This is a genomic window from Leifsonia xyli, from assembly GCA_001647635.1.
GTDB classification, from domain to species: domain Bacteria; phylum Actinomycetota; class Actinomycetes; order Actinomycetales; family Microbacteriaceae; genus Leifsonia; species Leifsonia xyli_A.
On record CP014761.1, the window covers coordinates 3414230 to 3437484 of the forward strand.

A 23255-nucleotide genomic window follows, 5' to 3' on the forward strand; every position below is an offset into this window, starting at 1 on the left:
GCTCGGCTCACGGTCCCGTGCTCAGCGAGAGCGCGTCGTCGATCTGCTTGTCGACCGCCTTCAGGCCCGCATCCAGATCGCCGCCCTGGCTCTGGTACTTGTTCCAGTAGTCCTCGAACGACTGCTGGTACCCGGCGCCGAGCGGGCTCGGCGGCGTGGTCTGCACGTTCTTGTCCGCGGCGATATCGAGGAACGTCTTGAACTGCTCCGACACCTCCAGCTTCGGGCTGTTCAGCGCGTCCTTCGTGGTCGGCACGTTCTTCAGGCCGTTCGCGAGCTTCACGACAGCGTCGGTGTCCGTGGTGAGGTACTTGAGCAGCGCCCACGCGAGCTCGGGCTGCTTCGACCCCTTCGAGATGCCGATGATGTTGCCGGTGATGTAGCCGCCGCCGTACATGTCCGTGTGCTCGTCGGTGGTCGGGAAGGGCGCGGTGCCGTAGTTCAGCCCCTTCGCCTGGTCGTCGATGAACGCCGTGCGGTACTCGCCGTCGAGGTTCATCGCGACCTGGCCGGTCTGGAACGCGTTGTCGGCCGAGAACTCCTGTCCGAGTCCCGAGGTGAACGCGTTCAGCTTGTCCCAGCCGATCTTGTCGACGAAGCCCTTCTGCCAGGTCATGAGCTGCTTCCACCCCTCGCTGGAGCCGACCGCGCTCGTGCCGTCGGGCTTCAGCCACTCGGCGTCCGCGGCGGGGCCGTAGTGCGCGGCCGAGTTCTCGTACCAGCCCATCGTCGGATTGAAGCCGAGGGTCTTGATCGAGCCGTCCGGGTTGAGGGTCGTCAGCTTCTCGGCCATCGACTCCAGCTCGGTGAGCGTCTTCGGCGGTGCCGTGTAGCCGGCGGCCTGGAGCAGGTCCTTGTTGTAGTAGAGGCCGTAGACGTCGGCGAGCATCGGCATCGCGCAGCGGGTGCCCTTGTACTCGGTGTACGACTTCACGGTGTCGGAGAACTGGCTCAGGTCCACACCGTCGCGCTCGATCACCTTGTTGAGGCTCCGGAACGCGCCGTTCGAGCAGAAGTTGCCGACGATGTCGGTGGAGTACGAGAGGCCGACGTCGACCTTGCTGCCGGTGGCGATGGCCTTCTGCAGCTTCTCGTCGTCCTGGCCGGAGTGGACGTCGACCTTGATCTTCGGGTACTTCTTCTCGAAGTCGTCGACGACGGACTGGATGACCTTCGCCTCGCGGTCGGAGAAGAAGTGCCAGAACGAGACGGTGCCGCTCAGGTCCTTCGGGGTGCTGTCGCTGAAGTTCGCGCCGCCGGAGCCTCCGGAGCAGCCGGAGAGGGCGAGCGCGGCGGCGGCGGTGATCGCGGCCGCGGCGACGAGATGACGGTGTTTCACGGGTGGGGCTCCCTCACTGTTGGTGGTGCCGAATGGTGCAGTGCCGGGTGGTGCGGTGCTGGATGGTGCGGTGCGGCGGTCGCTACGATGCGATCCGCGACACTTCGGCGAAGAGCGCGTCGCGCACGTCGCCGACGAGGTGCTCCCGGGCTCCGCGGAGCACGGGATGGGCGGCGACGCCGGTCGCGACGACGCTGCGGTCGCCCCAGGCGGGGCGGAGCTCGGCGGTGACGAGCTCGGCGAGGCGCGGACCGCCGGCCAGGCCGGTCGCGCCGCCGAGCACGACGAGCTCGGGGTCGAGGAGGGCGAGCACGGGCACAACGCCCACGGCGACGCGGCGGGCGAGCTCGCGGAGGAATGCGTCCCGGTCCGACCCGTGGCGCGCGGCGAGCCGGGCGACCGCCGGGCCTCCGATGAGGTCCTGCAGGTCGCGCGCGTCCGCATCCAGGTCGGCGGCGGAGCGGGGGATGGGCAGGTAGCCGATCTCGCCCGCGCCGCCCGACGCGCCGCGGTGGACGCTGCCGCCCTGGTCGACCGAGAGGCCGAGGCCCTCGTCGAGCCAGAGCAGGGCGAACCCGCCGGTGTCGCGGCCGGCGCCGTCGGTGCGCTCGGCGAGCGCCGCCAGGTTCACGTCGTTGTCGATGTGCACGGCGATGCCGAGCGCGTCGGACAGCCGGCGCCGGATGCCCTGCTTGGGCCAGCCGGGCAGCGTCTCGATGTAGGTGAGCTCGTCGGTGCGCGGGTCGAGCGCGCCCTGCACGCCGATGCAGACGGCGCCGACGCGCTGCGGGTCCGAGTCGGAGGCCGCGCACGCCGCGTCGATCGCGAGCCGGATGTCCTCCTCCGGTGTGCGCGCGGCGAGCGGGGTGACGGCGATCGGGCGCTCGGCGCCGGCCGCGTCCACCACAGTCGAGCGGATCGCCTCCGCGTCGATGTCGATCGCGACGCCGAGCATCCGGTCGGTGCGCACGGCGTAGCTGGCGGCGTTGGGTCCGCGCCCGCCGGAGACTTCGCCGACGACGTGGATGAGGCCCGCCGTCTCGAGGCGGGCGACCATCTGGGCGGCGGTCGGCTTGGAGAGCCCGGAGAGCTCGCCGATGCGGGTGCGGGTGAGGACGCCGTGCTCGAGCAGCAGCGACAGCGCGGTGCGGTCGTTGGTCTCGCGCAGCCACCCGGGGGTGCCGCGTACCGGTCCGGCCATCCTCATCCCTTCGTTGGAACGATCCTTGACCGTGAATGTATCAGGAAAGTTTCTTTATAGTAAAGCTCCTGTTTCTTCCTTGGGATGGTGAAAAGTTCTGCGAGGGGATCGGTAGGCGATCAGACGGACACCGCGGCGAACGCGCGCGCGTGGTCGACCAGCCGGTCGAACGCGGCGTCCAGGTCCGGGTCGACCTTCTGGCGCTCGGCGTCGGCGAGGAACCACTCCACGATCTCGCCGGCGCCGCGGGCGAAGGGCACCTTCGCCTGGAAGCCGGGCACGAGCGCCTTCACCTTGCTGTTGTCGAAGTGCATGGAGTGGGCCTTGTCCCCGAGCAGCCCGGGGCCGGCCTCCGGGATCACGGCGGCGATCGACTCGCTCGCGACGTGCACCAGCTCGGCCTCGACGCCGAGCGCCTCGGCGAGGTCGCAGTAGATCCGATCCCAGGTGGGCGCCTCGTCGCCGGTGATGTGGAAGCTGTCGCCCACCGCCTCCGGGCGGCCGAGCAGGCCCACGAACGCGACGGCGAAGTCGGTGTTGTGCGTGATCGTCCAGCGGCTGGTGCCGTCGCCGTGCACGACCACGGGGGCGCCGCGACGCATCCGCGCCAGGTCGGTCCAGTGCCCGGTCGTCGGGATCATCGTGCGGTCGTAGGTGTGGGAGGGGCGCACGATCGTGACCGGGAAGCCGCGGTCGCGGTACGCCTCCATCAGCAGGTCCTCGCACGCGATCTTGTCGCGCGAGTACTGCCAGAACGGGTTGCGCAGGGGAGTGGACTCGGTGACCGGCACGCGCGACGGAGGCTTCTGATACGCCGACGCCGAGCTGATGAAGACGAACTGCCCCACCCGGCCCTCGAACAGCCCCAGGTCGGTCCGGATGTGCTCCGGGGTGAACGACAGGAACTCCGCCGCGACGTCGAAGCTGCGCTCGCCGAGGACGCGGTGGACGCTCTCCGGGTCGCGGACGTCGGCGTGCAGCACCTCCACGCCGTCCGGAAGCGGACGCGTCGAACTGTTGCCGCGGTTCACCACCGTGACCTCGTGACCCTGCTCCAGCGCCTCCGCCACACAGGCCGAGCTGATGACGCCCGTGCCTCCGATGAAGAGTGTCCGTGTCGCTGCCATCACCGCTCCTTCACCTTCCGGGAGGGACCTCCGCCCGAATGGCCAGGCTAGTCCCGGTTCACCGCGCGTGCGAGCCGGGTCGAACCCCGGGGCCGGCGCGCGTACACTGCTCGGCGAATCGACCCGAGGAGTCCGCCGACCGTGTCCACCCTGCGCAGTTGGCCCGCCCTCGCCGTCGCCTGCTTCCTGGCTGTCGTCGTCGCCGTGGCGGTCACCGCCCTGCTCGCCCTCATCCTGCGGCTGATCGGCAGGCGGCGCGAGTGGCCGGCGCTGCTGATCCGCCGCTCCCGGCTGCCGTTCCGGCTGTTCCTGCTTGTCGTCGTCCTCTGGATCGCGGTGGCGGTGACCTTACCGCCCGACACGACGGAGGCGTGGCGCACCGGCATCCACCACGCGTTCCTCATCCTCGCGATCGCGACCGGCACGTGGTTCGCCGCCGCGCTCGTCATCTTCGTCGAAGACCTCGGCCTCGCCCGCTACCGGCTCGACGTGCCCGACAACCGGTACGCGCGGCGCGTGCGCACGCAGGTGCTCATCCTGCGCCGGCTGACCGTGGTCGCGGCCGTCGTCATCGGGCTCGGCGCCATCCTGCTCACGTTCCCGGCCTTGCAGGCGGCCGGCGCAAGCCTGCTGGCCTCCGCCGGGATCATCGGCATCATCGCCGGTGTCGCGGCGCAGTCGAGCCTCGCCAATCTGTTCGCCGGCATCCAGCTCGCCTTCTCGGACGCCATCCGCATCGACGACGTCGTCGTGGTGGAGCAGCAGTGGGGCACGATCGAGGAGATCACCCTCACCTACGTCGTCGTGCACGTGTGGGACGACCGGCGGCTGGTGCTGCCATCGACCTACTTCACGACGAAGCCGTTCGAGAACTGGACGCGCCAGCACAGCGAGCTGCTGGGGTCCGTGGAGTTCGACCTCGACTGGCGCGTCTCGACCGGCGGGATGCGGGCCGAGCTCAACCGCGTCCTCGCCGGCACCGATCTCTGGGACCACCGCACCGGCATCCTCCAGGTGACGGACGCGGTGGGCGGCTTCGTGCGGGTCCGCGTCCTGGTGACCGCGAAGGACGCCCCGACGCTCTTCGACCTGCGCTGCCTCATCCGCGAGCGCCTCATCGACTGGATGCAGCGCTACTCGCCCGCCTCCCTTCCGCGGCAGCGCGTCGAGCTGGTGGAGAAGCCGGAGGCGCAGGAGCGGCCGCTGCGCGCCCGCAGCGAGGATGAGGGCCGGCTGTTCAGCGGCACGCCCGAGGGGGAGCAGCGGGCGCAGCAGTTCACCGACGCGATCCCCGTGATCCGGTCGACCGACGGCGAACCCGTCGCGGTCGACCCCGACGATATCCCGGACAGCGCGAGAGCACCGAAGGAGAACCGATGACCGCTCAGGACGACGCAACCGCCCCCGCCGACGGGCCCGACGAGGCCCACCGCCGCCCGCAGGGGCTCGACGACGCCACCGTGGAGGCGCTCGGCAAGCTGTCCGAGGCCCTCGAGGTGATGGAGCAGGCGCGCGGGTTCCTGTACGGCTTCCACCGTCTCACCGGCAAGGCCGACCTGACCCTCGGCGAGGCCGTCGAGGCGCTGCGGGACGCCGGCCACGCCGAGGTGGCCGACCGCATCGAGCGCGAGCTGGTGGGCCGCAACGTCATCGAGGGCCGCTGGACGTTCCAGATCGTCGAGGACTTCGACGACGGGTACTACGCCTTGTTCCGGTCGCTGGAGAAGGATGCGCGCGACCGTCTCGCGGGCGGCCGGCGCCACCTCTTCGAGGCCGAGATGAAGGAGGATCGCCGGACGCACGGCGAGCCGGGCCACGAGGCGCGACCCGCGGAGGGCTGAGTCCGTCGGAGTTCTGCCGACATTCCGCGCGAATCTCCGTCCCCACCGCGGCCGGTCGGAGATTTCGGGGCGACTTTCCGAGTTTCCACATCTTCGCCGCTGGGCGGGTAATCCACAGATCGCCTCTCCAGTCCCTCTCGTGGGCCGAGGTCCCGCAGGCTGGATTCATGATCGACGAACGGATGCTGCACCGACGGGGCGGTCTCGCCACCGCGCTGCAACTGCGCGCTGCGGGCGCGTCCGCCGAGGAGTTGACGGCCGCGGTGCGCGAAAACCGGCTCCATCGGCTTCGTCGAGGCGTCTACACTCTGCCGACGGCGTCGTCCGATGCGGTGAAGGCCGTCCTGGCGGGCGGCCGACTCTCCTGTGTATCGGCCCCGACGAGGAGACCGCCGTGGCCGTGTTCGACACGGCGATCAGCGCGGGTCTCGTCGCCCCTCCGACGCTGCGGCGTCTGCTCGAACGCGAGCCCCTTCGGGTTCGGGCACTCGGCGCCCTCGCGCGGCCGGGATCGGACTCGGGCGTCGAATCGATCGTCCGCCAGCGGTTGGAGTCGCTGGGGACGAGCGCGCATGCGGGTGTCCGCAGCGCAGGTGCGTGACGAATGGCCGATCGTGCTCCGCCGCCTCGAGCGGACCCTTGCTCACACGGCGGCCTGAATCAGGCCACCGACTCCGCGGCCGCGACGATCGCGCCGACCGCGACATCCGGCGCGGACAGCATCGAGACGTGACTGGACGGCGTCTCGACGATGGTCGCGTCGGCGCGCTCCGCCATCCGGCGCTGCAACGCGGGCGGGATCACCTTGTCCTCGGTGCCGACGACCGCCCACACCGGGCGCTCGCGCCAGGCCGGAGCCGGGGCGGGCGTGGTGTTCGCGGCGAGGGCGATGGGACGCTGTCCCGCGACGATCTGGTCGCGCGCCTCCACCTCGAGGTCCTGCGCGAACGACGCGTGCACGGTGGCCGGCTTGAGGAAGACGTCGGGGTTGCCCTCCGCGGCGCCCGGAATCCCGATCAGGTCGAACACGGTCGACGGGTCGGGCACGTCGAACACCGAGCCGGAGCCGCCGAGCAGGCTGAACACCGTCTCGCCCTCGTCGGGCAGGAACGCGTCGACGTAGACGAGCGCGCGCACGTCGCCGCCGCCCGCCCCTCCGGCGCTGATCACCGCGCCGCCGTACGAGTGCCCGACCAGGACGACGGGCCCCTCGGTGCGCTGCTGCAGGAACGCGGCGATGTACGCCCCGTCGTCGGCGGCGTTGCGGAGCAGGTTCGGCGGCGCGAGCACCGTGAAGCCCCGGTCGCGGAGGTCGGTGATGACCGGGTTCCAGCTGGACGCGTCCGCCCACGCTCCGTGGACGAGGACGATGGTGGGGAGTGCCATGGAGGTTCCTTCGCTCAGTGCTGTGAACGGGTGGGATGACGCTCTCGGAACGGCGCCAGGCTAGGGCCCGCCCGCCCCGCGCGTCTACCCCTCGCGCACTCGGTGAACTCACAGGAACGGCGGGACCAACTGGGCGGGCAGTCGTGTTCCATCTACTGACGGCGTCGCAGCCAGCACGCCGCGCAAGGAGGAAACGTGACACAGGACTACCGCAAGAGCCCGGAGGCCGTGAGCCGGCTGACGCCGCAGCAGTACGCGGTCACCCAGGAGGCCGCCACGGAGCCGGCGTTCCGCAACAAGTATTGGGACAACCATGACGAGGGTCTCTACGTCGACATCGTGTCGGGTGAGCCGCTCTTCGCGTCCGTGAACAAGTACGACAGCCGCTCCGGATGGCCGAGCTTCACCGTCCCGGTCGAGCCCGCCAACATCGTCGAGAAGACCGACCGCACGTACGGGATGATCCGCACCGAGGTCCGCTCCGCGCACGGTGACAGTCACCTCGGCCACCTGTTCGACGACGGTCCCGCCGAGGCGGGCGGGCTGCGCTACTGCATCAACTCCGCGGCCATGCGCTTCATCCCGCTCGACGAGCTCGACGAGGCCGGCTACGGCCAGTACACCCATCTTTTCGAGAACAAGTAACGAAGGACACGAATATGACTGAGAAGGCCATCCTCGCCGGAGGTTGTTTCTGGGGCATGCAGGACCTCATCCGCAAGCTCCCCGGAGTGACCGACACCCGCGTCGGCTACACCGGCGGTGACGTCCCGAACGCCACCTACCGCAACCACGGCACCCACGCCGAGGCGATCGAGATCGAGTACGACCCGGAGAAGACCAGCTACCGCGACCTTCTCGAGTTCTTCTTCCAGATCCACGACCCGTCGACGAAGAACCGCCAGGGCAACGACATCGGCACCAGCTACCGCTCCGCGATCTTCTACGAGGACGACGAGCAGCGCCGGATCGCCGAGGACACCATCGCCGACGTGGACGCCTCCGGCCTCTGGCCGGGCAAGGTCGTCACCGAGGTGACCGCGGCCGGCCCGTTCTGGGAGGCCGAGCCGGAGCACCAGGACTACCTGGAGCGCATCCCGTGGGGCTACACGTGCCACTTCGTGCGCCCGGGCTGGAAGCTGCCGAAGCGCGAGTCCGCCGCGAGCTGATCCTCGCCGCTCCAGCCTCACCGGCGATTCACAGTGAGCGCCGCCTCCCGGAAGCTGTCCGGGAGGCGGCGCTCGCTGCGATACTGACGCGGTGACCACTGAATCCGCCGTCTCGGTCCGCGGGCTGACGAAGGCGTACGGCGCCGTCGAGGCGGTGCGCGGCATCGACTTCGACATCGCGCGCGGCGAGACCTTCGCGCTCCTCGGGCCGAACGGCGCGGGCAAGAGCACCACCATCGAGATCCTCGAGGGCTACCGCGACCGCACCTCGGGCGATGTGTCCGTCCTCGGCGTGGACCCGGCGACCGGCGGCACCGCCTGGAAGGCGCGGCTCGGGATGGTGCTGCAGACGAGCGCCGAGGCGGCGAACGTCAGCGTGCGCGAGCAGCTCACCCATTTCGCCCGCTTCTACCCGTCGCCGCGGGACGTGGAGGAGGTCATCGCCGCCGTCGGCCTCACCGAGAAGGCCAAGACCCGCGTGCGCAACCTCTCCGGCGGCCAGCGGCGGCGACTGGATGTGGCGCTCGGCGTCATCGGACGCCCCGAACTGCTCTTCCTCGACGAGCCGACCACCGGCTTCGACCCGGAGGCGCGGCGGCAGTTCTGGGAGCTGATCCGGCAGCTCAAGCGCGAGGGCACGACCATCCTGCTCACCACCCACTACCTCGACGAGGCCGCGCAGCTCAGTGACCGCGCCGCCGTCATCGCCGCCGGGCGACTCGTCGCCATGGGCCCGGTCGGCGAGCTGGGCGGAGGCGCAGCGCGCATCCCGATCGTGCGCTGGCGCGACCAGGCGGGCGCTCTGCAGTCCGAGCGCAGCGACCGTCCCGCCTCCCTGGTGGCACGACTGGTCGGGGAGGCCGACGGCGAGCCCCGGGACCTGGAGGTCATCCGGCCCAGCCTCGAGGACATCTACCTCGACCTGGTCCGCGAGGCCGAGGCTCCCGCCGGGGTCGGCTCGTGAGCGCCGCGTCCCTCGGCCTCGAGCGCGCCCGTTACGAGACCCTGGTCTACTTCCGTCAGCCGGACACCATCTTCTTCACCTTCCTCTTCCCGGTCGTCATGCTCGGGATCTTCTCGGTCGCGTTCCAGGGCCTCGGCAACGTCGGGGCGAACCCGGACGGCACCGGCGGCATCAGCCGCGCCGCGTACTACCTGCCCGGGATGATCGCCGCCGGAATCCTGCTGTCGGGCGTGCAGAACCTCGCCGTCGACATCGCGGGCGAGAAGAGCGACGGGACGCTGAAGCGCCTGGGCGGGACCCCGCTGCCGGTGCTGTCGTACTTCACCGGCAAGATGGGCCAGGTGCTCGCGACGAGCGTGCTGCAGATCGCCCTGCTCCTCGCCGTCGCCCGGCTGGCGTTCGGGGTCGCCCTCCCCACCGAACCCGACCTCTGGCTGCGTTTCGCCTGGATCTACCTGCTCGGGATCGTGACCTCGGCGGTCCTCGGGATCGCGCTGTCGTCCGTGCCGCGCACGGGCCGGAGCGCGACGGCGGTGATCATCCCGATCGTGCTCATCCTGCAGTTCATCTCGGGCGTCTACATCCCGTTCGACGTGCTGCCCGCCTGGCTGCAGAACGTCGCGTCGATCTTCCCGCTGAAGTGGATCGCGCAGGGGATGCGCAGCGTGTTCCTGCCCGACAGCTTCGCGTCGTCCGAGCCGAGCGGCGGGTGGCAGCTGGGCTGGATCGCCGTCGTGCTGTCGATCTGGCTGGTCGTCGGGTTGGTCGGCTGCCGTCTCACCTTCCGCTGGGTGCGCCGAAACGGCTGAGGCGTCCCCGGAGGGTCAGCGCCGGAGGGTCAGCGCCGCTCCAGCAGCACCGCGACCTCCATGTGCCCGGTCTGCGGGAACATGTCGAGCACGCGCCCGGCGCGGATGCGGTACGACGGCATCCGGGCGAGGTCCGTCGCGAGGCTCTTCGGGTTGCAGCTCGAATAGACGACGCTCGGCACGCGCGAGTCCTCCAGCCACCCGGACAGCTCGGCCCCGATCCCGCGACGCGGCGGATTCACGATGACCAGCTCCGGCGCCGCGGCCGCGCCGAGGGCGAACGCGGTCGCGTCGCCCGCCCGGAACGCCACCTGCGGGAGCCCCGCCGCGGAGGCGCTGGCCCGCGCGCTGCGGACCGCCTCGCGGCTGGTCTCGACGCCGACCACGCGGCGGCCCGGTGCGGCGACGTGCAGGGCGAACCCGCCGACGCCGCAGTACAGGTCCCACACGGACGCGGGGGAGACCTCGTCGACCCACGCCGCGACCTGCGCATAGAGCTCGGTCGCGACGGCGGTGTTCGTCTGGAAGAAGCTCTGCGGTCGCAGGCGCAGCGACACCGGACCCATCCGCATCGGCAGCGCGGACTCGCGGGTGAGCACCACATCCGTCTCTCCCTCGACGACCGCCTTGTGCTCCGGCTGGAGGTTGACCGTCACCACCCGCGCGGCGGGCAGCTCGGCGAGCAGCCGGTCCAGGCCCGCGCGCACGCGCGCCACTGTCGCGTCGGTCCGCGCGACGAACCGCACCATCAGCTCGCCGTCGGGGGATTCGGTGACGAGCACGTACTTCAGCTCGCCGCGGCGGTCGGGGACGCTGTACGGCTCGAGCCGCTGTCGCCCGATGAACCGCGCCAGCACCGGCAGCGCGGCGCGGATGCCGGGCGCGCAGATCCCGCACTCCCGCAGGTCGACTCCGCGTCCGGCCTCGTCGAGGATGCCGATGGTGGGCGCGTCGGCCGTGCCGCCGATGACCATCTTCGCCTTGTTCCGGTAGCCGGATTCGGCGCTCGCCACCGGAGGCAGCCACGACGCGTCGCCGAACGGCGCGAGCAGGTCGCGCGCGAGCCGCTCCTTGGCCTCCAGTTGCTCGCTGTACGGCGTGCCCATCAGCGTGCACGAGCGGCACACGCCGGCGTCGAAGTACGAACAGTCCATCCCGCGCCCGATTCTACGGCGCGACCACCTCGAAGCCCGCCGAGAGCAGGTCGGCCTCCCGCGACGACGGGCCGACGAGCAGCTCGAAGGCGCCCGGTTCGACCACGCGCACGCCGTCGGCGTCGACGATGGTGCAGTCCGCGACCGGCAGGTGGATGCGCACCCGCGTTGACGCGCCCGGCGCCAGGTCGACCTGCCGGTACGCCTTCAGCTCCCGGTCGGTCCAGCTGACGCTGGTCACCGCATCCCGCACGTACACCTGGACGGTCTCGCGGACGGGTCGGGCGCCGGTGTTGCGGACGGTCACCGACGCCACGATCTCGTCGTCGACGCCGAGCAGGGTCCGATCGAGCGCCAGGTCCTCGTACTCGACGGTCGTGTACGACAGGCCCTCGCCGAACGCCCAGGCCGGCCGCTGGGTGAGGTCGGCGTAGCGGTCGCCGTGCTGTCCGCGGAGCTGGTTGTAGTACGTCGGCTGCTGGCCGACGTGCCGCGCGAACGAGATCGGCAGGCGACCGGAGGGCTCGATGCGGCCCGCAAGCAGCTCGGCGATCGCCTGGCCGCCCCGCATCCCGGGGTTCGCCGCCCACACGACGGCCGCGGCACGTCCGAGCGACGCCGGCAGGACCAGCGGCTTGGAGGCGAGCAGCACCACGACGACCGGCTTCCCGGTGGCGATCACCGCGTCGAGCAGCGCGTTCTGGCCGCCGATCAGTTCGAGCGTCGCGGTCGAGCGGCCCTCTCCGACCAGCTCGATGCGGTCGCCGACCACGGCGACGACGACATCGGACGCGGTGGCGGCGGCCACGGCCTCGTCGATCTGGCGCTGATCGGGCGGACTGGGCACGACCACCGGCGGCCGCGGCTGGCCGTCCGGGAAGGTCGCTCCGCGGGGGTCCTCCTCGAGCGTGAGGATGTCGGCCCCGCGGGCGTGGACGACGTCCCAGCCGTCGATCGCGCGCAGGCCGTCGAGCACGGTCGTGATCATCTCGCGCGGCTGGCCGTCGAGCCAGCCCGCCTGGCCGGAGCCGCCGGCCCAGTCGCCGAGCTGGGTCTGGGCGTCGTGCGCGAGCGGCCCGACGAGCGCGACGCGGAGCGGTGCGGCGACAGCAGTTCCCGAAGCCGGAAGCGGCAGCGTCCCGTCGTTCTCGAGCAGCACCAGCGAGCGGCGCGCGATCTCGAGGTTGAGCTCCGCGTGCGCCGCGCTGCCGACGACCTCGTCGAGCGTCGGGGACGGGAGGCGCGGGTCCTCGAACAGACCCAGGTCGAACTTCAGCGTCAGGATGCGCGCGACGGCCGTGTCGAAGGCGTCCTCCGCGAGCAGCCCGCGCGAGACGGCCTCCAGCGCGCCCTCGAAGAACAGCGGCGTGGTCATCACCATGTCGTTGCCCGCACGGACGGCGGCGGCCGCCGCGTGCGCGTAGTCCGGCTGCACCTTCTGCTCCCAGACCATGCGGCCGACGTTGTCCCAGTCCGTGATGAGGGTGCCGGTGTACCCCCACTCGCCGCGGAGCACGTCGCTGAGCAGCCAGTCGTTCACGGTGATCGGGACGCCGTCCGTGCTCTGGTAGCCGAGCATGAAGGTGCGGCACCCCTCGCGGGCGACCCGCTCGAACGGCGGCAGGAACCAGCTGCGCAGCTTGCGCCGCGACAGGTCCGCCTCGCTCGCGTCGCGTCCGCCCTGGGTCTCCGAATACCCGGCGAAGTGCTTCGCCGTCGCGAGGATGGCGGACGGGTCGTCGAGCCCGGTCCCCTGGTAGCCGCGCACCATCGCGCTCGCCAGTTCTCCGATGAGGAACGGGTCCTCGCCGAAGGTCTCGCTGATCCGGCCCCAGCGCAGGTCGCGGGCGATGCACAGCACGGGGGAGAAGGTCCAGTGCACGCCGGTCGCGGCGACCTCCTCCGCGCTGGCGCGGGCGACCCGCTCGATCAGTTCCGCATCCCACGACGCGGCCATCCCGAGCTGGGTGGGGTAGATCGTGGCCCCCGGCCAGAACGAGTGCCCGTGGATGCAGTCCTCGCCCACCAGCAGCGGGATCCGCAGCCGGGTCTGCGCCGTCAACCGATTGGCCTCGAGGATGCGCTCCGGCGACGTGTGCAGGATGGACCCGACGTTGCGTCGCAGGATGTGGTCGGTCAGGTCGTCGCGGGCGTCCAGCTGCAGCATCTGCCCGACCTTCTCCTCGAGCGTCATGCGCCCGAGCAGGTCGTCGACGCGCTCGGCGGTCGTCAGCGTGGGGTCGAGGTAGGGGAGGGTCTCCTTCGCGGGTCCGGTAATGGTGTCGGGGAGGGTCGATGTCATGAAGTGGGACTTTCCGGTGCGTCGGTGCGGACCTGGGTGACGGCGGCGTTGATGTTCATGCCCTTGCGCTTCATCGCGCGGGCGCGCTCGCCGGCCGACCGCAGGCGCGGGTTGACGTACTCGTCGATGCCGAAGTTGATGAGGGCGAGCGCCACGCCGAGGAGGGCGATGCAGAGCCCGGCGGGGACGTACCACCACCAGTAGTCGGGGAACGCGTTGTTCTGCTGCGCCCAGAACAGGATGGTCCCCCAGTTGAGGTTCGACACCGGGATCACGCCGATGAACGCGAGCGTGGTGAGTCCGAGCACGGCGGCCGTCATCGTGCCGACGAAGCTGGAGGCGATGATCGCGAGCAGGTTCGGCAGCATCTCCACCAGGATGATGCGGTGCAGCGGCTCGCCGTTGGCGCGCGCGGCCTGGATGAAGTCGCGGTTCCGCAGCGACATGGTCTGCGCGCGCAGGACGCGGGCGCCCCACGCCCATCCGGTCAGCCCGAGTACCGCGGCGATGAGCGCGAGCGGCGGGTCGTCGAACTGCGACGCGACGATGATCATCAGCGGGAGGCCGGGGATGACGAGGAACACGTTGGACAGCGCCGACAGCGACTCGCTCTTCCAGCCGCGGAGGTAGCCCGCGGTCACACCGACGACGATCGCCACGACGGTCGCCATGATCGTCGCGAGGAAGCCGACCACGAGCACGCCGCGGGTGCCGTAGACGAGCTGGCTGAACACGTCCTGCCCGATGTGGGTAGTGCCGAGGAGGTGCTTGAAGGACGGCGGCTGCAGCGTCTCGTCGAGGTGCTGCGCATTCGGGTCGTACGGTGCGATCAGCGGGGCGAAGATCGCGACGAGCGCGAACACGCCCAGGATGATCAGGCCGGTAGCCGACTTCCGGTTGCTGAACATGGCCAGCGAGCCCTTGAGCTGCGACCAGAAGGTCGTCCGGGCGGGCGCCGCCTTCGGCGCGACGGCCTTCAGGTGGTACGTGGAGGGGGTCGTCATGGTCAGGCCTCCGTCTGACGGGTGCGCGGGTCAAGGATGGCGTAGGCGATGTCCGCGATGATGTTCGCGATCAGCACCGCGAGCACGAGGACGAGGAAGATGCCCTGCATCAGCGCGTAGTCCTTGGCGTTGGTGGCGTTGAGCAGCAGCAGGCCGATGCCGGGGTAGGAGAACACCATCTCCATCACGATCGTGCCGCTCACGATGAAGCCGATGGCCAGGGCGAAGCTCTGGATCTGCGGGAGCACCGCGTTGCGGGCGGCGTACCGCCAGAGCACGCGGCGATTCGGCATGCCCTTCGCCTGCGCGACGGTGATGTAGTCCTCGTCGAGCACGGTCAGCATCATGTTGCGCATGCCGAGCACCCAGCCGCCCAGCGAGACCACGATGATCGTGAACATCGGGAGCGCGGCGTGCGAGATCACCTGGCCGATGAACTCCCCGTTCCAGCCGGGCTCGACGCCGAGTTCGTAGGCGTGCCCGGCCGGGAACCAGCCGAGGGTCGTGGAGAAGATGGCGATGAAGATCAGGCCGAGCCAGAAGTACGGCACGGTGCCGAGGAACGTGGTGGCCGGGATGAACAGGTCCAGCCGGCTTCCGCGCTTCCAGCCGATGACGGCTCCGAGGCTGGTTCCGACGAGGAACGAGATCACCGTGGCGAAGCCGACCAGCCCCAGCGTCCAGGGAAGGGCGGAGGCGATCGCGTCGCCCACGGGCGCCATGCCGGTGGAGATGGACACGCCGAGGTTGCCGTGGAGCAGCATGTTCCAGTAGTCCACGTACTGCTGCCAGAGCGGGACGGACTTGTCGAGACCGAACATGAGCCGCAGCGCCTTCTCGGCCTCGGGCGTCAGCTGGCCCTGGCTGCGCGCCATGTACGAGTCGACGGCGTCGCCCTTCATCAGGCGCGGCAGGAAGAAGTTGATCGTGATCGCGGCCCAGAGGGTGAACGCGTAGAAGGCCACGCGGCCGCCGATGAAGCGCCACGGGATGCGGGCGCGGCCCCGCTCGGCGCGGGTGGCGGTCGTGCCGACCAGCGTCGGGTCGATCGGGGGCGACGTCGTCTCGGCGCTCACAGCGCACCTCCTGAGGTCTGGGCGGTCAGCGTCCCGAAGTGCTCCTCCGGGTCGGGGGATGCGGCGCGGAGCTCGCGCGCGTACGGGTCCTGCGGGCGGAGGATGACGTCATCGGCCGTGCCGTGCTCGACGATCACGCCCTGGTTGAGCACGATGATCTCGTCGCTGAAGTGCCGCGCGGTGGCGAGGTCGTGGGTGATGTAGAGCACCCCGAGCCCCTCCTCGCGCTGCAGGTCGGCGAGCAGGTTCAGCACCCCGAGGCGCAGCGACACGTCGAGCATCGACACCGGCTCGTCCGCGACCAGGAGGGCGGGACGGGACGCGAGGGCGCGGGCGATGGCGACGCGCTGGCGCTGACCGCCGGACAGCTCGTGGGGGCGGCGGTCGATCACCGCGTCGGCATCCAGCTGGACGCGCTGCAGCAGGCGCCGCACCTCGTCGTCCACCTGGGCGCGCGGCACCACGCGGTCGAGCCGGAGCGGCCGCTCGATGTGGTGCCGGATCGAGTGCGAGGGGTTCAGCGAGGCGAACGGATCCTGGAAGACCATCCGCAGCTGCTGCCGGTAGCGGCGCAGCTTCTTGCCGGAGCGCGGGACGGGCGCGCCGTCGAGCAGCACCTCGCCGCTGGTCGGGGTCTCCAGTTGGGTGAGGATCTTGGCGATCGTGGACTTGCCGCTCCCCGACTGGCCGACCAGGCCGATCGTCTGCCGAGGGCCGAGCGTGAAGCTGACGTCGTCGAGCGCCTTCAGCTGGCCGGAGCCGCGGACGTTGTAGATCTTGGTGACGTTCTTGAACTCGAGCGTCGTCATCGGACCACCACTCCTCTCTCGCCGGTGAGCCGCGGGAACGACCGCAGCAGCGTGCGGGTGTAGTCGTGCTGCGGGTTCGTCCAGATCTGCTCGGCGGTCGCGAGCTCGACGATCTCGCCCTCCCGCATGATCGCGATCCGGTCGCTGATCTCCAGCAGCAGCGGGAGGTCGTGCGTGATGAAGACGACGGAGAACCCGAAGTCGTGGCGGAGCTGCGAGATCTGCTTGAGGATCTCGCGCTGCACGAGCACGTCGAGGGCCGTGGTCGGCTCGTCCATCACCATCAGCTGCGGGCGCAGGGCGAGAGCCATGGCGATCATGACGCGCTGGCGCATGCCGCCGGAGAGCTCGTGCGGGTAGGACTTGATCCGCTGGCCGCCGACCTTCACGATCTCGAGGAGTTCGATGACGGCCGCGCGGCGCTCCTTCCGGCTCATCCGCGGGCGGTGCACGCGGAACACGTCGTCGAGCTGGGAGCCGATCGTCGCGACCGGGTTGAGGGCGTTCATCGCGCCCTGGAAGACCATCGAGACCTTGTCCCAGCGGAAGCGGCGCATCTGCTCCGCGTCGAGGGCGTCGATCGCGATGTCCTCGCCGCTCTCGTCGTGGAAGACGACGCTGCCGCTGGTGATGACCGCGGGCGGCTTGAGGAGGCGCTGCACGCCGTAGGCGAGGGTGGTCTTGCCGCAGCCGCTTTCGCCGGCGAGGCCGACGATCTCGCCGCGTTTGATGTCGAGGGTGACGTTCTTGACCGCCGCAACCGGCGGGTCCACGTCGTACACGACCGAGAAGTCGCGTACGGAGAGAAGGGAGTCTGTCATGGAGGTGTCGCTTTCCTGCTGTCCGCGGAGGGTCCGGGGCGGGTGCGGCCGGGGGAGCCGCACCCGCCTCGGATGTCGGTGACTACTTGCCTGCGGGCTTCAGGTTCATCAGCACCTGGACGGCCGACGGCTGGGTCGGGTCGGCGGTCGCGTACTGGTCCTTCTCGCTGGGCCAGCCGGTGAACTTCCGGGTGTTGTACTGGGCCAGCTGCGGGTGGGTGCCGATCGCGATGGCCGGGACGTCCTCCACGAAGATCTTCTGCAGCTTCTCGAGGGCGGCGGTGCGGGCGCTGTCATCGGACGCCTGGGCGTACTCCTTCAGCAGGGCCGTGGCCTCCGGGTTGCTGTAGCGACCGAAGTTGTCCGAGACCTTCCCGTCGGCGGCCTGGTCGAGGTAGCTCGAGTTCATGACGTCGTCGTAGATGTGCCACGGGTTCGAGCCGGAGCCGGTCCAGTGCAGGGCGGCGTCGAAGTTGCCGGACGCCATGTTGGCGAACCAGGTGTCCGCGTCCGGGGTCGCGACCTTCGCGTCGGCGCCGAGCGTGCTCTTGATCTGCGTCGCGGCGAGCTGGATGCCCGTCACGTAGTCGTTCCAGCCCTGCGGGTCCTGCAGGGTGAACGAGACAGGGGAGCCCTTCGGGTCGATCAGGGCGCCGTCCTTCCAGGTGTAACCGGCGTCGGAGAGGACCTTCTTGGCGCCGTCGACGTCGATCTTGAAGGTCTTGTCCTTGTACTCGTCGGCGATGTACTGGTCGCCGGTCGGCTGCGGGATGCCCGTCACGTTGGTCAGCTCCGGGCCGGCGTTGCTGCGCGCCTTCTCGGCGTGCGCCTTGCGATCGACGACCATGTTGACCGCCTGGCGGAATGCGACGTCGTTGAACGGCGCCTTGGTCGTGTTGACGACGATCATGTCCGGGCTGAGGACGTTGGCGCCCCAGAACACGTTGTGCTTCGGGTCCTTGTCGACGTAGTTCTTCTGGTAGTCCGTGATGAAGATCTGCGCCCAGTCGGTCTCGCCGCTCTGCAGCGCGCGGAGGAGGCCGGTGTTGTCGTTGTACTCGAGGTACTTCAGCTCGCCGACGGGGACGGTGCCCTTCCAGTAGTCGGTCCGCGCCTTGAGCACCACGCCCTGCGACGAGAAGCTCTTGACCGTGTAAGGGCCGGTTCCGACCGCGTTCTTGACCGCGTCCTTCGTCGGGTCGGCGATGTCCTTCCACTGGTGCTCGGGGACGATCGCGACCTGGAGCACATCGCCCTGCTTGACGAACTTGGACTCGCTGAACTTCAGGACCACGTTGTCGCCGTCCTTCTGGACGTCGCTGAGCTTGAGGCCGCCGAGGTCGAGAGCCGGGGTGTTCTTGATCAGGTTGAAGGTGAAGACGATGTCGTCGGCGGTGAACGGCTTGCCGTCGTTCCACTTGACGCCCTTGCGCGGGGTGACCGTGAGCTGCGTGTAGTCGGAGTTCCACTCGACCTTCGAGGCGAGCCACGGGGTGGTCTCGTTCTTGCCGACCGGGTTCACGATCGCGAGGGGCTCGTAGATCATCCGGTCGTAGCCGAGCGACATGCCGGATCCGGTGGTGATGAACGGGTTGTTGATCTGCGTCGCCAGGATGGCCGCGCCGTCCGGCTTCGCCACGGTGAGCGATCCGCCGGTCGAGCTGCTGGTGCCGTTCGAGCCGTTCGACGAGCAGCCGGTGAGCGCCATCGCGCCGATGGCGGCGACCGCGGATGCCGTGACCAAGTACTTCCTAAGCCTCATTGCTTCTCCTTCGTGGTGGACACGTCCGTTGTGTCCGGGTGGTGCTGCGGAATGATTGCTTGCTTACTGGTCAGAAAGTAACCAAGTTGGAGTGAGGTTACTGGCTGGTAAGCTCGCACGCAACCGCACCAGGAAGAAAGCACGACGGAAGGTCCCATGAGCAGCGGCACCGCCCATCCGCGCCCCGCGACGGAGCGCAAGCGCACGGAGATCCTGCGGGCTGCGATCGAGACCTTCGGGACGAAGGGCTCGGTGAACGGGACGCTCAACGACGTCGCCGAGCAGGTCGGCATCACCCACGCCGGCGTGCTCCACCACTTCGGGTCGAAGCAGAACCTGTTGCTCGAGATGCTCGAGTTCCGCGATCGCGACGACGTCGCGCACCTCGCCTCGCGCCGCATCCCCGACGGGCCGGCGCTCTTCGCCCATCTCGTCGCCACGGCTCAGCGCAACGCCCAGCGCGAAGGGATCGTGCAGGTCTACACCGTGCTCTCGGCCGAGTCGGTGACCGACGAGCACCCCGCGAAGTCGTTCTTCGAGGAGCGGTATCGCACCCTCCGCGGCGAGGTCGCCGACGCCTTCCGCGCGCTCTGCGCCCAGGAAGGTGTGACGGAACCCGAGACGATCGCGAAGGCCTCGGCGTCCATCCTCGCGGTCATGGACGGGCTGCAGCTGCAGTGGCTGCTCGAGCCGGACGCGGTCGACCTGGCCGAGGCGAGCGCCTTCGCCATCGAGGCGATCGTGGACGGCGTGCTGCGACCGGCGCCGCCGGTGTCGTCGTACCTTCGCGAGGAGTGACCTGGTACCACCAGGGGAGAAAGGGTGCCCCCAGTAGGATTTGAACCTACGGCCTTCTGCTCCGGAGGCAGACGCTCTATCCCCTGAGCTATGGGGGCCAGGGTGCGCAACCAGGCTAGCATCCCCGGGGCGCCGCCCGTGACAGGGTCAGGACGCGGGGACGTTCCCCAGGACGCTCTGCATCAGGGGCGCCGCGTCGCCCGGCTCGAAGAACGACGTCGACTCGGCGACGATCCAGTACGAGCCGCGGAAGATCTGCACCTGACCCGCCTCGCCCGGCTTGAAGTAGCCCTCGACGGTCGGCGGCGTGCCGTAGGTGGGCACGGGCTTCGCGGTGGTGATCGCCGTGTTCTTGAGGCTCTCCATCACGTCCGACGGGGGCTTCGCCACCGCGATCTGGATGACGTCGCCGCTGGTCTGGTTCAGGTACGCGCACGCGACGCCCTGCCAGTCGGTGATCTTCTTCTCGAGCGAGCCGTCCTTCGGCGCGTAGTCCGGATCCGGTCCGAAGTTGGGGTTGAACGCGTACAGCTGGTCGGCGGTGAGGACCTGGTCGCAGGTGAGCCCGACCGGGGTCGGCGGGGCCGTCGGGGTGACGACGGGGAGCGGCACGTCGGAGGGCTTCCCGGTCGCGCTCGCGCTCGCGGTGTGCGAGGGGGTGGCGGCCGGCGTCGCGCTGGGGGCGCACCCGGCGAGGAGGGCTGCGGCGGCCAGACCGGCCGCTGCCGTCGCGGCGAGAAGAGCGAAGCGGCGGGTGGTGAGTGTCATGCGGCGACTCGTCTTTCTGCTCGGCGCGCGCCGTGCGGGGACGCGCGTCGCGACGACCCTATCAATTCAGGCAGTGCCCCTTCCGACCGCGCGCGGGAGGCGCGCCCGCACGCCCGGTAGAATCGATCCTCATGACTCCCGCTGACCTCTCCGCCGCCCTCCTCGACATCGTGACGACGGTGGTCGAGCAGCGACGAGAGGCCGGCGCCGACATCCCTCAGCTCACCCTGACCGTCGACGACGTGCCGCTGGAGCGCCCGAAGAACCGCGACCACGGTGACTGGGCCTCGAACGTCGCGATGCGCCTCGCGAAGAAGGTCGGCGCGAACCCGCGCGAGCTCGCCGAGCAGATCGCGACCGCGGCCGCCGGCATCGACGGCGTCGCGTCCGCCGAGGTGGCGGGACCGGGCTTCATCAACTTCCGCCTCGAGGCTGCCGCTGCCGGCCAACTGGCGCAGACCATCGTCGAGGCGGGCGAGGCGTACGGCCGCGGGGACGTCTACGACGGTCTGACCGTCAACCTGGAGTTCGTCTCCGCCAACCCCACCGGCCCCGTGCACATGGGCGGCGCCCGCTGGGCCGCCGTCGGCGACAGCCTGGCGCGCATCCTGCAGGCCGAGGGCGCGGACGTGACCCGCGAGTACTACTTCAACGACCACGGCTCGCAGATCGACCGATTCGCCCGGAGCCTCCTCGCGGCCTACCTCGGCGAGCCGACGCCGGAGGACGGCTACGGCGGCGCGTACATCGGCGAGATCGCCGACCGAGTGGTGGCGGAGTCGCAGGCCCAGGGCACCGACCTCTCCGCCCTCCCGCGCGAGCAGCAGCAGGAGGTGTTCCGCTCCATCGGCACGCAGCTGATGTTCGAGGAGATCAAGCAGCGCCTCCACTCGTTCGGCGTCGACTTCGACGTCTACTTCCACGAGGACTCGCTGCACGAGTCCGGCGCGGTCGAGCGGGCCATCGAGCGCCTGCGCGAGCAGGGTCACATCTTCGAGGCGGACGGCGCGATCTGGCTGCGCACGACGACGTTCGGCGACGACCGCGACCGCGTCGTCATCCGCTCCAACGGCGAGCCGGCCTACATCTCGGGCGACCTCGGCTACTACCTCGACAAGCGCGAGCGCGGCTTCGAGCAGAACATCATCATGCTGGGCGCCGACCACCACGGGTACATCGGCCGGATGATGGCGATGGTCGAGGCGTTCGGCGACGTCCCGAACGTCAACCTGCAGATCCTGATCGGTCAGCTCGTCAACCTGGTGAAGGACGGCGAGCCGGTCCGCATGTCCAAGCGGGCAGGAACCATCGTGACGCTCGACGACCTGGTGGACGCCGTGGGCGTCGACGCCGCGCGCTACGCGCTGGTCCGCTCGTCCACCGACTCGCAGCTCGACATCGACCTCGACCTGCTCGCCAAGCGCAGCAACGAGAACCCCGTCTACTACGTGCAGTACGCGCACGCCCGCACCCGGTCGGTCGCGGCGAACGCCGAGAAGGCGGGGGTCGACCACAGCGCATTCGCGCCCGAGTTGCTCACGCACGAGACCGAGTCGGCGCTGCTGGGCGGTCTGCAGGAGTTCCCGCGCATCGTCGCCCAGGCGGCCGAGCTGCGCGAGCCGCACCGCGTCGCCCGCTACATCGAGGAGCTCGCCGGGCTGTACCACGCCTGGTACGCGGTCCGCGACGGCTCGACCCGCGTGCTCCCGCACGGCGAGGAGCCGGTCACCGACCTGCACCGCACCCGCCTCTGGCTGAACGATGCGACCGGCCAGGTCATCCGCAACGGTCTCGGGCTGCTGGGGGTTTCGGCGCCCGACCGCATGTAAGGGGGACGCATGAGCGACAACACCACGCAGGTGCTGCCCGGCGCCGAGACGCCCGCGCGCCGTCGTCGGCCGCGCGGGCTGAAGCTGCTGCTCGGGATCGGGATACCGGTCGTCGTCATCGTGGTGCTCCTCGTGATCGCCGACTTCGCGGTGCGCGCCTACGCCGAGCAGCGGGTGTCCGATGAGATCGAGAAGAGCCTGCCGTCCGACATCCAGGGCCAGGTGCACACGCACATCGGCGGCTTCTCGGTCATCCAGCAGTACCTGTCCGGGACGTTCCAGCGGGTCGAGCTGGATGCGCCGCAGGTCGTGGTGAAGGGCGCGCCGCTCAGCGCGAAGGTCGTCGCGACGGGCGTCCCCGCGGACTTTTCGAAGCCCATCGCGGATGCGACCGGGACGCTGTCCATCAGCCAGGCGTCGCTCAACAAGCTGGTGCAAATCCCCGGCGCGACGGGCGACATCACGCTGAACGACGGGACGATCGGCTACGACGGCACGATCGACCTGCTCGGGCTGCCCGTCGGCTACACCGTGACCGCGACGCCGAAGGCCGCGGGCGACCAGGTGCTCCTCACCGCCGACAAGGCGTCGCTCAAGACCGGTGCGGGCAACGTCAACCTCGACCGCCTGCTGCAGTCGCTGACCTCGCAGGGGCCGTTCCCGGTCTGCGCCGCGCAGTACCTGCCGGAGGGCGTGAAGGTCTCCGACATCGCAGTGACGCCCGGTCACGCGACGGTGACGCTCACCGCCTCCGGCTTCGTGCTCGACGAGAAGTTCTTGAACAGCAAGGGCAGCTGCTCCTGAGGGAGCCTGCTCAGGTGCGCGGGCGCAGCGAGATGAGGCGTCCGGCCGCCTTCAGCATCCAGGCGAGGGAGGCGACCGTCGTGGCGGCGTCCACGCCGTGCGCGGCGGGCCGCACCACCAGGCGGTAGGCGCCGGGACCGTCGGAGGGCGCATCCACCGGCTGGATGCTCATCGCCGGTCGCCCGGTCACGGCGCGGGCGTACGAGGAGAGCTGGCGGTGCGTGCATCCGTGCACGCGGAGGTCGTAGGTGAAGGTGTCCATACCCCTAAAGACCCGGCCGGGTGGGTTCGT

General features: G+C 70.1%; 23 protein-coding genes and 1 tRNA gene. 10 read left to right on the forward strand and 14 right to left on the reverse strand.

Annotated features, from left to right (window positions below; translation table 11 throughout):
* Positions 1–7 precede the first annotated feature (7 nt).
* The 3 genes from A0130_16720 to A0130_16730 form a co-directional block, all read right to left on the reverse strand.
* Positions 8–1339 carry a sugar ABC transporter substrate-binding protein gene (locus tag A0130_16720; GenBank protein ID ANF33082.1) on the reverse strand — a complete coding sequence of 444 codons (1332 nt, stop codon included), beginning with the start codon at positions 1337–1339 and terminating at the stop codon, positions 8–10.
* An 82-nt stretch (positions 1340–1421) separates the two neighbouring features.
* Complete coding sequence (locus A0130_16725) at positions 1422–2540, reverse strand: hypothetical protein (GenBank protein ANF33083.1); 1119 nt, start codon at positions 2538–2540, stop codon at positions 1422–1424.
* Positions 2541–2659: 119 nt separating this feature from the next.
* A complete protein-coding gene (locus tag A0130_16730) occupies positions 2660–3667 on the reverse strand; it encodes an NAD-dependent dehydratase (protein ANF33084.1) in 1008 nt (335 codons plus the stop codon).
* A 150-nt stretch (positions 3668–3817) separates the two neighbouring features.
* On the opposite strand from A0130_16730, the gene A0130_16735 reads away from it, so the two are divergent.
* The 3 genes from A0130_16735 to A0130_16745 all read left to right on the forward strand — a co-directional run bounded on the left by A0130_16735 (position 3818) and on the right by A0130_16745 (position 6109).
* Entirely contained in the window at positions 3818–5047 is a 1230-nt protein-coding gene (locus A0130_16735; GenBank protein ANF33508.1) for a mechanosensitive ion channel protein MscS, read from the forward strand.
* Complete coding sequence (locus A0130_16740; protein ANF33085.1) at positions 5044–5508, forward strand: hypothetical protein; 465 nt, start codon at positions 5044–5046, stop codon at positions 5506–5508. The genes A0130_16735 and A0130_16740 overlap by 4 nt, the downstream gene beginning before the upstream one ends.
* Before the next feature lie 394 nt (positions 5509–5902).
* Positions 5903–6109, forward strand: a complete 207-nt coding sequence (locus tag A0130_16745; protein ANF33086.1) for a hypothetical protein — start codon at positions 5903–5905, stop codon at positions 6107–6109.
* A 59-nt stretch (positions 6110–6168) separates the two neighbouring features.
* Here the strand turns inward: A0130_16745 and A0130_16750 are convergent, their stop codons facing one another.
* Complete coding sequence (locus A0130_16750; GenBank protein ANF33087.1) at positions 6169–6894, reverse strand: alpha/beta hydrolase; 726 nt, start codon at positions 6892–6894, stop codon at positions 6169–6171.
* Between the two features lie 195 nt (positions 6895–7089).
* Here A0130_16750 and A0130_16755 point away from each other — a divergent pair, with 195 nt between their 5' ends.
* The 4 genes from A0130_16755 (at position 7090) to A0130_16770 (ending at position 9836) form a co-directional block, all read left to right on the forward strand.
* A complete protein-coding gene (locus tag A0130_16755; protein ANF33088.1) occupies positions 7090–7539 on the forward strand; it encodes a peptide-methionine (R)-S-oxide reductase in 450 nt (149 codons plus the stop codon).
* A gap of 14 nt (positions 7540–7553) precedes the next feature.
* Entirely contained in the window at positions 7554–8063 is a 510-nt protein-coding gene (locus A0130_16760; protein ANF33089.1) for a peptide-methionine (S)-S-oxide reductase, read from the forward strand.
* Positions 8064–8154: 91 nt separating this feature from the next.
* Positions 8155–9027, forward strand: coding sequence for an ABC transporter (locus A0130_16765; protein ID ANF33090.1), 873 nt, complete (start codon positions 8155–8157; stop codon positions 9025–9027).
* Positions 9024–9836 (forward strand): ABC transporter, encoded by an 813-nt coding sequence (locus A0130_16770; protein ID ANF33091.1) that lies wholly within the window; start codon positions 9024–9026, stop codon positions 9834–9836. Before A0130_16765 ends, A0130_16770 begins: the two co-directional genes overlap by 4 nt.
* A gap of 29 nt (positions 9837–9865) precedes the next feature.
* Here the strand turns inward: A0130_16770 and A0130_16775 are convergent, their stop codons facing one another.
* From A0130_16775 to A0130_16805, 7 genes are all read right to left on the reverse strand, one after another.
* Positions 9866–10990: a 23S rRNA (uracil(747)-C(5))-methyltransferase gene (locus A0130_16775; protein ANF33092.1), complete on the reverse strand. Its 1125-nt coding sequence runs from the start codon at positions 10988–10990 to the stop codon at positions 9866–9868.
* 13 nt (positions 10991–11003) lie between these two features.
* Positions 11004–13292 (reverse strand): beta-glucosidase, encoded by a 2289-nt coding sequence (locus tag A0130_16780; GenBank protein ANF33093.1) that lies wholly within the window; start codon positions 13290–13292, stop codon positions 11004–11006.
* The gene (locus tag A0130_16785; protein ANF33094.1) at positions 13289–14296 is read right to left on the reverse strand and encodes a peptide ABC transporter permease; all 1008 of its coding nucleotides are present in this window, start codon (positions 14294–14296) and stop codon (positions 13289–13291) included. Before A0130_16785 ends, A0130_16780 begins: the two co-directional genes overlap by 4 nt.
* Positions 14297–14298: 2 nt before the next feature.
* A complete protein-coding gene (locus A0130_16790; GenBank protein ID ANF33509.1) occupies positions 14299–15333 on the reverse strand; it encodes a peptide ABC transporter permease in 1035 nt (344 codons plus the stop codon).
* A 35-nt stretch (positions 15334–15368) separates the two neighbouring features.
* Positions 15369–16181, reverse strand: coding sequence for a dipeptide/oligopeptide/nickel ABC transporter ATP-binding protein (locus A0130_16795; GenBank protein ANF33095.1), 813 nt, complete (start codon positions 16179–16181; stop codon positions 15369–15371).
* Entirely contained in the window at positions 16178–17002 is an 825-nt protein-coding gene (locus A0130_16800; protein ID ANF33096.1) for an ABC transporter ATP-binding protein, read from the reverse strand. The genes A0130_16795 and A0130_16800 overlap by 4 nt, the downstream gene beginning before the upstream one ends.
* A gap of 82 nt (positions 17003–17084) precedes the next feature.
* On the reverse strand, positions 17085–18764 hold the full coding sequence (locus tag A0130_16805) for an ABC transporter substrate-binding protein (protein ANF33097.1): 1680 nt from the start codon (positions 18762–18764) through the stop codon (positions 17085–17087).
* A 156-nt stretch (positions 18765–18920) separates the two neighbouring features.
* On the opposite strand from A0130_16805, the gene A0130_16810 reads away from it, so the two are divergent.
* Positions 18921–19562 carry a TetR family transcriptional regulator gene (locus A0130_16810; protein ID ANF33098.1) on the forward strand — a complete coding sequence of 214 codons (642 nt, stop codon included), beginning with the start codon at positions 18921–18923 and terminating at the stop codon, positions 19560–19562.
* Positions 19563–19584: 22 nt separating this feature from the next.
* Here the strand turns inward: A0130_16810 and A0130_16815 are convergent.
* Positions 19585–19660 (reverse strand) — tRNA-Arg (locus A0130_16815).
* Positions 19661–19709: 49 nt separating this feature from the next.
* On the reverse strand, positions 19710–20330 hold the full coding sequence (locus A0130_16820; GenBank protein ANF33099.1) for an iron ABC transporter ATP-binding protein: 621 nt from the start codon (positions 20328–20330) through the stop codon (positions 19710–19712).
* Between the two features lie 131 nt (positions 20331–20461).
* On the opposite strand from A0130_16820, the gene A0130_16825 reads away from it, so the two are divergent.
* Together A0130_16825 and A0130_16830 are read left to right on the forward strand one after the other, a co-directional pair.
* Positions 20462–22159: an arginine--tRNA ligase gene (locus A0130_16825; GenBank protein ANF33100.1), complete on the forward strand. Its 1698-nt coding sequence runs from the start codon at positions 20462–20464 to the stop codon at positions 22157–22159.
* 9 nt (positions 22160–22168) lie between these two features.
* A complete protein-coding gene (locus A0130_16830) occupies positions 22169–22963 on the forward strand; it encodes a hypothetical protein (GenBank protein ID ANF33101.1) in 795 nt (264 codons plus the stop codon).
* 10 nt (positions 22964–22973) lie between these two features.
* Here the strand turns inward: A0130_16830 and A0130_16835 are convergent, their stop codons facing one another.
* Positions 22974–23225: a hypothetical protein gene (locus A0130_16835; protein ANF33102.1), complete on the reverse strand. Its 252-nt coding sequence runs from the start codon at positions 23223–23225 to the stop codon at positions 22974–22976.
* Positions 23226–23255: the final 30 nt, after the last annotated feature.